This window comes from Pseudomonas sp. EMN2, assembly GCF_009650555.1.
Taxonomy (GTDB): domain Bacteria; phylum Pseudomonadota; class Gammaproteobacteria; order Pseudomonadales; family Pseudomonadaceae; genus Aquipseudomonas; species Aquipseudomonas sichuanensis.
In genome coordinates, this window is record NZ_VZZR01000096.1 from 38,127 (window position 1) to 50,276 (window position 12,150).

The 12,150-nt window shown below is 66.0% G+C and carries 12 protein-coding genes; 8 read left to right on the forward strand and 4 right to left on the reverse strand.

Annotation, left to right across the window (positions count from 1 at the left end; all coding sequences use genetic code 11):
- Positions 1 to 29 precede the first annotated feature (29 nt).
- Positions 30 to 971 (forward strand): folate-binding protein YgfZ, encoded by a 942-nt coding sequence (locus tag F6X61_RS23610; protein ID WP_153788762.1) that lies wholly within the window; start codon positions 30 to 32, stop codon positions 969 to 971.
- Between the two features lie 55 nt (positions 972 to 1,026).
- Positions 1,027 to 1,833, forward strand: coding sequence for an HDOD domain-containing protein (locus F6X61_RS23615; protein ID WP_153788763.1), 807 nt, complete (start codon positions 1,027 to 1,029; stop codon positions 1,831 to 1,833).
- An 84-nt stretch (positions 1,834 to 1,917) separates the two neighbouring features.
- Here F6X61_RS23615 and F6X61_RS23620 read toward each other — a convergent pair whose 3' ends face one another.
- On the reverse strand, positions 1,918 to 3,300 hold the full coding sequence (locus tag F6X61_RS23620) for a sensor histidine kinase (protein WP_153788764.1): 1,383 nt from the start codon (positions 3,298 to 3,300) through the stop codon (positions 1,918 to 1,920).
- On the reverse strand, positions 3,293 to 3,964 hold the full coding sequence (locus F6X61_RS23625) for a response regulator (RefSeq protein ID WP_153788765.1): 672 nt from the start codon (positions 3,962 to 3,964) through the stop codon (positions 3,293 to 3,295). The genes F6X61_RS23620 and F6X61_RS23625 overlap by 8 nt, the downstream gene beginning before the upstream one ends.
- Positions 3,965 to 4,176: 212 nt before the next feature.
- Here F6X61_RS23625 and F6X61_RS23630 point away from each other — a divergent pair, with 212 nt between their 5' ends.
- The 5 genes from F6X61_RS23630 (at position 4,177) to F6X61_RS23650 (ending at position 9,574) form a co-directional block, all read left to right on the forward strand.
- Positions 4,177 to 5,466: an OprD family porin gene (locus tag F6X61_RS23630; protein ID WP_153788766.1), complete on the forward strand. Its 1,290-nt coding sequence runs from the start codon at positions 4,177 to 4,179 to the stop codon at positions 5,464 to 5,466.
- 32 nt (positions 5,467 to 5,498) lie between these two features.
- Entirely contained in the window at positions 5,499 to 6,479 is a 981-nt protein-coding gene (locus tag F6X61_RS23635; protein WP_110993782.1) for a tripartite tricarboxylate transporter substrate binding protein, read from the forward strand.
- A 100-nt stretch (positions 6,480 to 6,579) separates the two neighbouring features.
- Positions 6,580 to 7,038, forward strand: a complete 459-nt coding sequence (locus tag F6X61_RS23640; protein ID WP_153788767.1) for a tripartite tricarboxylate transporter TctB family protein — start codon at positions 6,580 to 6,582, stop codon at positions 7,036 to 7,038.
- A 3-nt stretch (positions 7,039 to 7,041) separates the two neighbouring features.
- Positions 7,042 to 8,556 carry a tripartite tricarboxylate transporter permease gene (locus F6X61_RS23645; protein WP_153788768.1) on the forward strand — a complete coding sequence of 505 codons (1,515 nt, stop codon included), beginning with the start codon at positions 7,042 to 7,044 and terminating at the stop codon, positions 8,554 to 8,556.
- Complete coding sequence (locus F6X61_RS23650; RefSeq protein WP_153788769.1) at positions 8,549 to 9,574, forward strand: AbrB family transcriptional regulator; 1,026 nt, start codon at positions 8,549 to 8,551, stop codon at positions 9,572 to 9,574. The genes F6X61_RS23645 and F6X61_RS23650 overlap by 8 nt, the downstream gene beginning before the upstream one ends.
- Before the next feature lie 70 nt (positions 9,575 to 9,644).
- Here the strand turns inward: F6X61_RS23650 and ung are convergent, their stop codons facing one another.
- Positions 9,645 to 10,337 (reverse strand): uracil-DNA glycosylase, encoded by a 693-nt coding sequence (gene ung / locus F6X61_RS23655; RefSeq protein WP_153788770.1) that lies wholly within the window; start codon positions 10,335 to 10,337, stop codon positions 9,645 to 9,647.
- A 128-nt stretch (positions 10,338 to 10,465) separates the two neighbouring features.
- Between ung and F6X61_RS23660 the strand changes: the two genes are divergently transcribed.
- Positions 10,466 to 11,572 (forward strand): enoyl-CoA hydratase/isomerase family protein, encoded by a 1,107-nt coding sequence (locus tag F6X61_RS23660; RefSeq protein WP_153788771.1) that lies wholly within the window; start codon positions 10,466 to 10,468, stop codon positions 11,570 to 11,572.
- A gap of 60 nt (positions 11,573 to 11,632) precedes the next feature.
- Here F6X61_RS23660 and F6X61_RS23665 read toward each other — a convergent pair whose 3' ends face one another.
- Complete coding sequence (locus F6X61_RS23665; protein ID WP_153788772.1) at positions 11,633 to 12,109, reverse strand: hypothetical protein; 477 nt, start codon at positions 12,107 to 12,109, stop codon at positions 11,633 to 11,635.
- Between the last annotated feature and the right edge of the window lie 41 nt (positions 12,110 to 12,150).

The window sequence follows — 12,150 nt, forward strand, 5'->3', positions numbered from 1 at the left end:
CCGCCAGTCTCTAGCTACCGCGATGACCCATGGCCGATTCCGCTTTTTTCTGTACGCTCGCCCACGAGGGCATCCTCGCCGTGCGCGGGTCCGACGCCGGCAAGTTCCTGCAAGGCCAACTGACCTGCAACCTCAACTACCTCAGCGATGAGCACGCCAGCCTCGGCGCGCGCTGCATGGTCAAGGGCCGGATGCAGTCGAGCTTCCGCATCCTCCCGCAAGGCAATGGCTACCGGCTGGCAATGGCCAGCGAACTGCTCGATGCGCAATTGGCAGACCTTAAAAAGTACGCCGTGTTCTCCAAGGCCACCCTGAGCGACGAAAGCGCTGCCTGGGCACGCTTTGGCCTGCAGCACGCCGAAGCGGCCCTGCAGGCGCTGGGCATGAACGTACCAGACGCCGCTGGTGCGACCGTGCGACATGACAGCCTGATCGCCGTTCGTGTCTCGGCTGGCCGGGTAGAGTTGTGGGCGCCCGCCGAACAGGCCACGGCAGTACGCGAAACACTCGCTGCCAGCCTGCCCGAGGGCACACTGAACGACTGGCTGCTGGGCCAGATCCGCGCCGGCATCGGCCAGGTCATGGGCCCGACCCGCGAGCTGTTCATCCCGCAGATGATCAACCTGCAGGCCGTCGATGGCGTGAGCTTCAAGAAAGGCTGCTACACCGGCCAGGAAATCGTCGCGCGCATGCAGTACCTGGGCAAGCTCAAGCGCCGCCAGTACCGCCTTGCGCTCGACCAGGCCGACGTACCGGCGCCCGGCGCCGAGATCTTCTCGCCCACCCACGGCTCGTCGGTCGGTGAAGTGGTGATCGCCGCCAGCGCAAGCAACGGCGTCGAGCTGCTGGCCGTGCTCAGCGCCGACGCAGTGGCCGACGACAACCTGCACCTGGGCAGCCTCGAAGGCCCGCGCCTGACGCTGCTCGACCTGCCTTACGAACTGGACCGCGACCGGGAAATCCAACGCTGACCAGCCCGCCCCGCCCACGCGGCGGGGCCGCACCACCTTTGCCGTAGAGAAGTCCATGAACAAGCTGGCCGAGATGGTCCAAGGGCAATTGCTCACTGCCATCGACAACGACGATCTGGTCCTGCCAACGCTTCCGGAAGTCGCCCTGAGCATCCGCGAAGCCGCCGAGGACAGCGAAATCAGCGTCTCGGCCCTGAGCAAGGTGATCGGCCGCGACGCCGCCCTGTCGGCGCGCCTGATCAAGGTAGTCAACAGCCCGCTGTTGCGCGCCGCGGTTGAAGTCACAGACCTGCACACCGCCATCACCCGCCTGGGCATCAACTACAGCTGCAACCTGGCCATTGGCCTGGTGATCGAGCAGATCTTCCACGCCCGCGCCCCGGCGGTTGAACAAAAACTGCGCGATATCTGGGCCAACAGCCTTGAAGTCGCCGGCATCAGTTATGAACTGTGCCGCCGCTACACCCAGCTCAAACCCGACCAGGCCGCGCTTGGTGGCCTGGTTCACCAGATCGGCGCATTGCCGGTGCTGATCTATGCCCAGGAGCACAACGAACTGCTCTCGGACCCGGTGTGCCTGCATTACGTGATCGAACAGATCCAGCCAGCCTTGGGTGACAAGATCCTCAGTGCCTGGGAATTCCCCGAGCAGCTGGTCAAGCTGCCCGGCCAGGTCCAGGACCTGGACCGGCGCACCGACCAGGTCGACTACATCGATGTGGTACAGGTCGCCCGTTGCATCAGCCAGCGCGGGCGCAGCCGACCGCTGGCGGCGCTGCCCGCCTACCGGCACCTGGGGCTGCCCTACGGGACCGAACTGAATGTCGATGAGGTGTTGGAAGCGCGGAACATGTTGCGCTGAATCAAGCCCATCGCGGGGCAAGCCCGCTCCCACGCCAACAACGCATGTGGGAGCGGGCTTGCCCCGCGATAAGGTCGCCAACGCCTACTGATCAGCGATAAAACTCACCCGCACCTTCAACCCGCCCCGCTCGCCATCATGCAGGCTGATCTGCGCCAGGTGCGCCCTGCAGATTTCGCCAACGATGGCCAAACCCAGCCCGCTGCCCTGCGCGCTGCGCCGGTAGAAACGCTCGAACACCCGCTCGCGCTCCGCCTCGGGAATCCCCGGCCCATCGTCCTCGACCTCCAGCACCGCCGGCGCCAGCACCCGCAGCACCACATCGCCGCCTTGCGGCGTATGGGCCAAGGCGTTATCCACCAGGTTGCTGAGCAACTCGTTGAGCAAGGTCGGCTCGCCCTTGAGCCAAACCGGCGCCTCGGCTTCCAGCGCCAGCGACACGCCGCGGGCATGGGCCAGGGGGGCCATGGCCATGCCCAGCTCACGGGCCAACTGGCTCAAGTCCAGGCGCTGGGCGCCGCCTTCGGCGATGGCCCGTGCGCCGTTTTCCACCCGTGCCAACGATAGCAACTGGTTAGCCAGATGGGTCAGGCGGTCGGTGCCCTGGGCGGCGGCGTCCAGGGTCTGGCGCCACTCCTCGGGATCCTTCGAGCGCAGGCCCAGCTCGACCCGTGCCTTGAGCGCCGCCAGCGGGGTGCGCAGCTCATGGGCGGCATCGGCGATGAACTGCGCCTGACGCTCGAACTGCCCACGCAGGCGCTCGGTGAAGTGGTTGAGCGCACGCACCAGCGGCCCGAGTTCGCGCTGCACCTGCACCACTGGCAGGGCCCGCAGGTCGTCCGGCTGGCGCTCTTCCACCGCACCACGCAGGCGTTCCAGCGGGCGCAGCGCGGCGCTGACCGCGAACCACACCAGCACCAGCGCACCCAGCGCCAGCATGCCCAGGCGCAGCAGGGTATCGGCCATCAAGCCACGGGCCATGCGTACCCGCGCCTCTTCGGTTTCGGCCACGCGGATCTCGGCCATGCCATTCATGTTCGGTTCGCTGACCGCCTTGAGCAGGCTGACCACCCGCACATCCTGGCCCTGGTACGTGGCGTCGTAAAAACGCGCCAAGGCCGGGTAGTCGTCGGTGCGCGGCGTACCCGGTGGTGGCGGCGGCAGGTTTTCATAACCCGAGATCAGCTTCTGGTGGATGTCCAGCACCTGGTAGTAGATACGCCCGGCGCTGTCATAGGCGAAGGTATCAAGGGCCACGTAGGGCACATCGGCGCTGAGCGTGCCGTCACGTTGCGAGAGCCCGGCGGCAATGGTCCGCGCCGACGCCAGCAGGGTGCGGTCATAGGCGGTGTCGGCCGCTTCACGGCCATTCCAGTAGGCGCTCAGGCCGCTGGCCAGCATCAGCACCACCAGCAGCAGTGCCAGGTTGCCCAGCAGGCGCCCGCGCAGGCTGCCGTTGTCACGCATCGCGGTGCTCGAGCAGGTAGCCCAGGCCACGGAAGGTGACGATGGCCACCGGGTGACCATCGAGCTTCTTGCGTAGCCGGTGAATATAAATCTCGATGGCGTCGGGGCTGGCCTCTTCGTCCAGGCCAAAGACCTGAGCCGCCAACTGCTCCTTGCTCATCACCCGGCCTGGGCGGGCGATCAAGGCTTCGAGTACGCTCTGCTCGCGCTGGGTGAGTGTCAGTGGTTCGTTTTCGAGGGAAAACCGCCGGGTATCGAGGTCATAGACCAGCGGGCCGCAACGCTGCTGGCGCTCGCCGCCAAGCACGCTGCGGCGCAGCAACGCCTTGACCCGCGCCTCGAGCTCGGTCAGCTCGAAAGGCTTGGCCAGGTAATCGTCGGCGCCCAGGTTAAGGCCATGCACGCGGTCCTTCACATCGCTGCGGGCGGTAAGCATCAGCACCGGCACGGTCTTGCCGCGCCCGCGCAGGCGCGCCAGCACCTCGAAGCCGTCCATGCGCGGCAGGCCGACATCGAGCACCGCCACGGCATAGTCTTCACTGGCCAACGCCAAGTCGGCGGCCACGCCATCGTGCAGCACATCCACGGTCAGCCCCTGGCTCTTGAGGGCCTGGGCCACGCTTTCGGCCAGTTGCAGGTGGTCTTCGACCAGCAGCACACGCATCGGATTCTCCCAGCCCGGGCAGGGCTTTTTGCGCGGATTTTGGCGCGGAGTGTACCGCCGTCACCGGGCCTGTGAAGCCCCGGCAGCAAACCTTTCACGCTGAAAGGTTAGCGAAAGGTTGATTGCCTAGCATCGCACCACGGTCGCCCCGCGCGCCGCCAAAAGCACCAGCAAGGTGCAATTTATAAGAACAATAATTGGAGTCACCGACGATGCTGTCCATGCAGCCGCAGGCCTTCGCGCCTTCCCGTTCGTTCGCCGCCCGCCCATGCGCCCTCGCCAGCGCCGTCGCCCTTGCCGGTGTCGCGCCCCTGAGCCAGGCCGCCTTCTTCGAAGACAGCACTGCCACCTTCGAAACCCGCAACATGTACTTCAATCGCGACTTCCGCGACGGCACCAGCAAGCAGCAATCCAAGCGCGATGAATGGGCCCAGGGCTTCATGCTCAACTTCGAGTCCGGTTACACCGAAGGCACCGTGGGCTTTGGCCTGGATGCCCTGGGCATGCTTGGCGTGAAGCTCGACTCCAGCCCCGACCGCACCGACACCGGCCTGCTGCCCACCCATGACGACGGCAAGGCGGCCGACGAGTACTCCAAGCTCGGCCTGACCGGCAAAGTGAAGGTATCCAAGACCGAACTGAAAATCGGCACCCTGATACCCGAGCTGCCCACCCTGCAGCCCAACGACGGGCGCATCCTGCCGCAGACCTTCGAAGGTGGCCTGGTCACCTCCAACGAGATCAAGGGCCTGACCTTCACCGGCGGGCGCCTGGACAAGGCCAAGGACCGCAACGACACCAACTGGGAAGACCTGGCGCTGAACAACAAGAACGGCCGCTTCGGTGGCAGCTTCAGCGCCGACAACCTCGACCTGGCAGGCCTGGACTACAAGTTCACCGACCGTATCACCGGCAGCTACCACTTCGCCCAGCTCGACGATATCTACCGCCAGCACTTCATCGGCATGCTCGCCACCCAGCCCTGGGGCCCAGGCACCTTCAGCGCCGACCTGCGCCTGGCGGTGAGCGACGAAGCCGGCCAGGCCAAGGCCGGGCGCATCGACAACACCACCTTCAGCGGCATGCTCGGCTATGGCCTGGGCGGGCACAAGTTCAGCGCCGGCTGGCAGCAACTGAGCGGCGACAGCGCCTTCCCCTATGTCGACGGCGCCGACCCCTACCTGGTCAACTTCGTGCAGATCAACGACTTCGCCGGTGCCGACGAGCGCTCCTGGCAGGCGCGCTACGACTACAACTTCGCAGCCCTGGGCGTGCCCGGGTTGACCTTCATGACCCGCTACATCAACGGCGACAACGTCAGCCGCGCCGCCGGTGGCGAGGGCAAGGAGTGGGAACGCAACACCGAACTCAAGTACGTGGTACAAAGCGGCCCGTTGAAAAACGTCGCCGTGCGCCTGCGCAACGCCACCTTCCGCTCCAACTTCGCCCGCGACGCGGACGAGGTGCGGCTGCTGGTGAGCTACAGCGTGGCTCTGTGGTAACCCAATAACAACAATGCTCACGGAGATAGACGATGACCTTTTCACTGCGCCGCCTCGCCCTCGCAACCGGCTGCCTGCTGCTGGCCGGCAATGCCCTGGCCGCTGAACCGAAACGCCCTGAATGCATCGCCCCGGCCTCGCCCGGCGGCGGTTTCGACCTGACCTGCAAACTGGTGCAGAGCGCACTGGTGGAGGAGAAGATCCTCAGCAAACCGATGCGCGTGACCTACATGCCCGGCGGGGTCGGCGCGGTGGCCTATAACGCCGTGGTTGCCCAGCGCCCAGGCGACGCCGGTACCCTGGTGGCCTGGTCCAGCGGCTCGCTGCTGAACCTGGCCCAGGGCAAGTTCGGCCGCTTTGACGAGAACGCGGTGAAGTGGCTGGCGGCGGTTGGCACCAGCTACGGTGCCATCGCGGTGAAGAGTGACTCGCCCTACAAGACCCTCGACGACCTGGTCGCGGCCCTGAAGAAAGACCCGAGCAAAGTGGTGATCGGCTCCGGCGGCACCGTCGGCAGCCAGGACTGGATGCAGACCGCCTTGATCGCCAAGGCCGCCGGCATCAACCCACGCGACCTGCGCTACGTGGCCCTGGAAGGCGGCGGCGAAATCGCCACCGCGCTGCTCGGTGGCCATATCCAGGTCGGCTCCACCGATATTTCCGACTCCATGCCGCACATCCAGAGCGGCAACATGCGCATCCTCGCGGTGTTCTCCGAGAAGCGCCTGGACGAGCCGGAAATGAAAGACATCCCCACTGCCAAGGAGCAGGGCTACGACATCGTCTGGCCGGTGGTGCGTGGTTTCTACCTGGGGCCGAAGGTCAGCGATGAAGACTACGCCTGGTGGAAAGCCTCGTTCGACAAGATGCTCGCCTCGGAAGACTTCGCCAAGCTGCGCGACCAGCGCGAACTGTTCCCGTTCGCCATGACCGGCGAAGAGCTGGACGGCTATGTGAAGAAGCAGGTGGCCGATTACAAGGCACTGGCCCGTGAGTTCGGGCTGATCCAGTAAGCCGCCCCGGCATCCTCCACGTGGGAGCGGGCTTGCCCCGCGATCTTGCAATCGCGGGGCAAGCCCGCTCCCACGGCCCCCCGACCATGAGGATTCTCCCATGATCCTGCAACGCCTCTTCGCCCTGGTCCTGCTGGCGATATGCGCCATCCTGGCCGTGATGGCCTGGCCCTACCAGGCCGCCTTCTCCTATGAACCGGTGGGCCCGCGCGCCTTCCCGCTGCTGATGCTCGGCCTGATGGGCCTGGGCCTGCTGTACCTGGCCATCCGTCCCACGCCCATCGTACGCAAGGACGACGAGCCTGAACTGGACCGCGAAACCCTGATCAAGATCAGCGCCTGCGTGGGCCTTCTGATCGTCTTCGCCAGCACCTTCGAGGCCCTGGGCTTCATCCTCAGCGCCGTGCTGGTCGGCATCCCCATGGCCCGCCTGTACGGCGGCCGCTGGTTGCACAGCGCCCTCGTGGTGGTGGGCATGAGCGTGTTCCTCTACTGGCTGTTCGACCGCGTGATGGATGTGCCCCTGCCCCTTGGCCTGCTGAGCGTACTGGAGAACTGACACATGGATACCTTGAGCTATCTCGGCCAGGGCTTCGGCGTCGCGCTGAGCCCGTACAACCTGGTCACCGCCCTCACCGGCACCCTGATCGGCACCGTGGTCGGCCTGCTGCCGGGCCTGGGCCCGATCAACGGCGTGGCCCTGCTGATTCCCATTGCCTTCGCCCTCGGCCTGCCGCCGGAGTCTGCGTTGATCCTGCTGGCCGCCGTTTATCTGGGCTGCGAATACGGCGGGCGCATCAGTTCGATCCTGCTGAACATCCCCGGTGAAGCCTCCACCGTGATGACCACCCTCGACGGCTACCCCATGGCCCGTCAGGGCCTGGCCGGTGTGGCGCTGTCGCTGTCGGCCTGGAGTTCGTTCATCGGCGCCTTCATCGCCACCTGCGGCATGGTGCTGTTCGCCCCGCTGCTGGCGAAATGGGCGATCGCCTTCGGCCCGGCGGAGTACTTCGTGCTCATGGTGTTCGCCATCGTCGCCCTAGGCGGCATGGCCGGCGACAAGCCGTTGAAGACCTTCATCGCCGCGTTGATCGGCCTGTTCCTGTCGGCGGTGGGTATCGATGCCAACAGTGGCGTGTACCGCTTCACCGGCGACAGCGTGCACCTGGCCGACGGCATCCAGTTCGTGGTGCTGGTGCTGGGGCTGTTCTCGATCAGCGAGATCCTCCTGCTGCTGGAGAAGACCCACCATGGCCACGCGGCGGTGAAGGCCACCGGGCGCATGCTGTTCAACTTCAAGGAAGCGGCCTCGGTGTTCGTGGTAAATATCCGCTGCGGCCTGCTCGGTTTCGTCATGGGTGTGCTGCCGGGTGCCGGCGCAACCCTGGCCAGCGCCGTAGCCTACATGACCGAAAAGCGCCTTGCCGGCGAAAAAGGCAAGTTCGGCAAGGGCGACGCCCGTGGCCTGGCCGCACCGGAAACCGCCATCGGCGCTTCCTGCTGTGGCGCCTTGGTGCCGATGCTGACCTTGGGCGTGCCGGGTTCGGGCACCACCGCGGTGATGATCGGCGCGCTGACCCTGTACAACATCACCCCGGGCCCGCTGCTGTTCGAACAGCAACCGGACATCGTCTGGGGCCTGATCGCCTCGCTGTTCATCGCCAACATCATGCTGGTGATCCTGAACATCCCGATGATCCGCCTGTTCACCCGCATCCTCGCCGTGCCGAACTGGGCGCTGGTGCCGGTGATCGCGATCATCACCGCGATCGGCGTGTACGCCGTACATGCCACCACCTTCGACCTGTTCCTGATGGTCGGCATCGGCATCATGGGCTACATCCTGCGCAAGCTGGACTTCCCGCTGTCGCCGATCCTGCTGGGCTTCATCCTCGGTGGGCTGATGGAGCAGAACCTGCGCCGCGCGCTGTCGATCTCCAACGGCGAGCTGGGCATCCTCTGGTCGAGCCCGATCAGCATGTCGGTCTGGGTGCTGACGGTGTTGATGCTGACCCTGCCGCTGCTGCGCATCTGGCGCAAACGCGCCCAACAGCGCCGGGCGATGGCGGATGCCTGATCGCGGTCTCCCTTTGTTCTGGGCCACCGGGCTGGTGGGTCTTGCTGGCGGTTTTGCCGCCAGCAAGGTCGGCTGGCCTTTGCCGTGGATGGTCGGCGCGTTACTGGCGATCATCCTGGTGCGCTGCCTGACCCCCTGGCAACTGAGCGAAATCCCCAATGGCCGCAAGTGCGGGCAGTGGATCATCGGCGTTGGTATCGGCCTGCACTTCACCCCGGCGGTGATCGAGCAGGTCGCCGATCATTTCGCGCTGATTTTCTTCGGCGCGCTGTTCACCACACTGTCCAGCGTGATCAGCGTGTGGTTGCTGCGGCGCACCGGCGAGGACCGCGCCACGGCATTCTTTGCCAGCATGCCGGGTGGCTCGGGAGAAATGGTCAACCTCGGCGCGCGCAATGGCGCGGTGCTCAGCCAGGTGGCGGCCGCTCAGAGTCTGCGGGTGCTGGCGGTGGTGCTGTGCGTGCCGGCGCTGTTCAAGCTGTTGCTGGGTGATGGGGTGCCGCTGAACCACGCCGGTAGCGTCAGCTGGGGCTGGCTGGCCCTGATCGCACCGCTGGCGGTGGTGGTCGCGCTGATCTGGCAACGGCTGCGCCAACCCAACCCATGGTTGTTCGGGCCGTTGCTGGTGGCGGCGAGCGTGAGCCTGGCCGGCAACCTGCAGATCGGTCTGCCCAATGGCGCCAGCCAGATCGGCCAGTGGCTGATCGGCAGCGGCCTGGCTTGCCACTTCAACCGCGCGTTTTTCCGCCGGGCGCCGTCGTTCCTCGGCCGGACCTTGCTGGCCACGGCCCTGTGCATGCTGGTTGCCGGGGGCGCGGCCTGGGGGTTGAGCCTGCTTACCCACCTGGACCTGCGTTCGCTGACCTTGGGGATGATGCCGGGGGGGATTGCCGAGATGAGCCTCACGGCCGAGACCCTGCAACTGTCGGTGCCACTGGTGACGGCGTTGCAGGTGATGCGGTTGTTGTTCGTGCTGTTTCTGGCCGAGCCGTTGTTCAGGCGCTGGGCCAAGTCCTAGTCCCCATCGCGGGGCAAGCCCGCTCCCACAACTTCCGTGGGAGCGGGCTTGCCCCGCGATGGGGTCCTGCTCAGAGCGGCGGCAACGCCCAGTTGATCGGCGCCATCCCGCGCTGCTCGAGGAAGCCGTTGGCCCGGCTGAAATGCCCGCAGCCGAAGAACCCGCGATAGGCCGACAACGGCGACGGGTGCACCGACTTGAGTACCAGGTGCTTGCTGGCGTCGATCAGTTTCTGTTTGCTCTGGGCATGCGCGCCCCACAGCAGGAACACCACGTTCGGGCACTGCTCGCTGACCACCTGGATGATCCGATCGGTGAAGAACTCCCAGCCCTTCTTGGCATGCGAGGCGGCATTGGCCCGCTCCACGGTCATGGTGGTGTTGAGCAGCAGCACCCCCTGCTCGGCCCAGCTCTGCAAGTAGCCGTGGTTGGGGATCGGCAGGTTGAGGTCGCGTTGCAGCTCCTTGTAGATGTTGACCAGCGACGGCGGCGTCGGCACGCCCGGCTGCACCGAGAAGCACAGGCCATGGGCCTGGCCTGGGCCGTGGTACGGGTCCTGGCCGAGGATCACCACTTTCACCTGCTCCAGCGGCGTTGAGTTCAACGCATTGAAGATCAGCGGCCCCGGCGGGTAGATCTCCTTGCCGGCGGCGTATTCACCCTGCAGGAACTCACGCAGCTGATGCATGTAGGGCTGGTCGAACTCGGCGCGCAACGCGGCCTTCCAGCTGGGTTCGAGTTTGATGCGGTCGTCGTCGGTCATGGGGCCATCCAGAAGCAAAGTGGCGCGACACTAGGAAAGCCGCGCCGGCTTGTCAATCGATCCGACCGACGACCGGCAGCTTCAGCAGCGCGGGCCATACTGGTGGGATGACTTGCGCGAGGTAGTCCATGTCCATTCAATGCGAGGTACTCACCGGCGCCGATGGCGCCCGCATCGGCATCGCCAGCCTGGATGCACCCAAGGCGCTCAATGCGCTGACCCTGCCGATGATCGAGGTGCTCGACGAGCGCCTGCACGCCTGGGCCCAGGACCCCGGCATCGTCTGCGTACTGCTGCGCGGCAATGGGCCCAAAGCCTTCTGCGCCGGGGGCGACGTACGTGCACTGGTACAAGCCTGCCGCGAGCATCCCGGCAGCATACCGCCGCTGGCCGCCACCTTCTTCGCCAGCGAATACCGCCTCGACCACCGCCTGCACACCTACCCCAAGCCCTTGCTGTGCTGGGGCCATGGCCATGTGCTCGGGGGTGGCATGGGGCTGCTGCAGGGCGCGGCGGTGCGTATCGTCACCCCCAGCAGCCGCCTGGCCATGCCCGAGATCAGCATCGGCCTGTATCCGGACGTTGGCGCCAGCTGGTTCCTTTCCCGCCTGCCCGGCAAGCTCGGCCTGTTCCTCGGCCTCACCGGCGCGCCGATCAATGCCCGTGACGCCCTGGACCTGGGCCTGGCCGACCGTTTTCTTGGCGAACATCAACAAGAAGCACTGGTGGAGGAGCTGCTGCAACTGAACTGGCAGGAACAGACCGACCTGCAGCTCAACAGCCTGCTCAAGGCCGAACAGCACCGGGCGTGCGCCGAACTGCCCGAGGGCCAGTGGCTGGCACGCCGGGCAGTGATCGACGAAGTACTCGATGTGGCCGACCCGGTAGCGGCCTGGCGTGCGCTGGCCGGCCTGGCCCGGCATGGTGACCCTTTGCTGGCAGCAGCAGGCCAGCGCCTGCACGAGGGCTGCCCGCTGACCGCGCACCTGGTGTGGGAGCAGATCCGCCGGGCCCGTCACCTGTCGCTGGCGCAGGTGTTCCAGATGGAATACACCCTGAGCCTGAACTGCTGCCGTCACCCCGAGTTCAGCGAAGGGGTACGGGCCAGATTGCTGGACAAGGACAACACGCCGCACTGGCACTGGCCGGACGTGGCGCAGGTGCCCGCAGCGGTGGTGGCGGCGCATTTCAGCAAGGCCTGGGAGGGGCGCCACCCGCTGGCTGATCTGGCGTAGAAGCAGCACAGGGCAAGTCGGTACGGCACGCCGACTTGCCCTGTGAATGCCCATTGGTCCTCAACGCTGCCAGTTGCGATCCCCACCCCGCCCGCCGTCCGGGCCACGATCTCGGTTGCCTTGCCCATTGGAATGCCAGCGATCCCCTCGCCCGCCACGGTTGTCGTTGCGGTTGTCGTTGCGGTAGTCCTGCCGATCCCGGTCCCGCCCATAGTCATAACGCTGGCGCTTGCCATAGTCGTTGCGCGGGTTGCCGTGCCAACTGGGCTGCATGCCGGGTGCCGGATAAGGCCGGTACTGCGGCACCGGTGCCGGCCGGTAGTAGCGCGGCGCAGGCTGGTAGTAACGCGGCGCGCCCTGGTAGTAGTAGCGCGGTTGCGGGGCTACATAGTAGCGGTCCTGGCGGTAATAGCCGGGGTACACGTAGCGGTCGCTGGTGTAGTAGTCACTGCGGTAATAGCCGTCGCTCTCGTAGTAGGGGGCGCAGGCAGAAGTCAGCAGTCCGAGCAGGACAATGATCAGGATTCGTGGGTACATGGCGGCCTCCTGGACCGCAGGGGTGCCCGGCACAGCGGCGC

Excerpts from the sequence above, each read along its gene's own strand:
- F6X61_RS23610 (WP_153788762.1), top strand. The coding sequence starts at position 30 with ATGGCCGATTCCGCTTTTTTCTGTACGCTCGCCCACGAGGGCATCCTC.
- F6X61_RS23615 (WP_153788763.1), top strand. The coding sequence starts at position 1,027 with ATGAACAAGCTGGCCGAGATGGTCCAAGGGCAATTGCTCACTGCCATC.
- F6X61_RS23620 (WP_153788764.1), bottom strand. The coding sequence starts at position 3,300 with ATGCGTGACAACGGCAGCCTGCGCGGGCGCCTGCTGGGCAACCTGGCA.
- F6X61_RS23625 (WP_153788765.1), bottom strand. The coding sequence starts at position 3,964 with ATGCGTGTGCTGCTGGTCGAAGACCACCTGCAACTGGCCGAAAGCGTG.
- F6X61_RS23630 (WP_153788766.1), top strand. The coding sequence starts at position 4,177 with ATGCTGTCCATGCAGCCGCAGGCCTTCGCGCCTTCCCGTTCGTTCGCC.
- F6X61_RS23635 (WP_110993782.1), top strand. The coding sequence starts at position 5,499 with ATGACCTTTTCACTGCGCCGCCTCGCCCTCGCAACCGGCTGCCTGCTG.
- F6X61_RS23640 (WP_153788767.1), top strand. The coding sequence starts at position 6,580 with ATGATCCTGCAACGCCTCTTCGCCCTGGTCCTGCTGGCGATATGCGCC.
- F6X61_RS23645 (WP_153788768.1), top strand. The coding sequence starts at position 7,042 with ATGGATACCTTGAGCTATCTCGGCCAGGGCTTCGGCGTCGCGCTGAGC.
- F6X61_RS23650 (WP_153788769.1), top strand. The coding sequence starts at position 8,549 with ATGCCTGATCGCGGTCTCCCTTTGTTCTGGGCCACCGGGCTGGTGGGT.
- ung (WP_153788770.1), bottom strand. The coding sequence starts at position 10,337 with ATGACCGACGACGACCGCATCAAACTCGAACCCAGCTGGAAGGCCGCG.
- F6X61_RS23660 (WP_153788771.1), top strand. The coding sequence starts at position 10,466 with ATGTCCATTCAATGCGAGGTACTCACCGGCGCCGATGGCGCCCGCATC.
- F6X61_RS23665 (WP_153788772.1), bottom strand. The coding sequence starts at position 12,109 with ATGTACCCACGAATCCTGATCATTGTCCTGCTCGGACTGCTGACTTCT.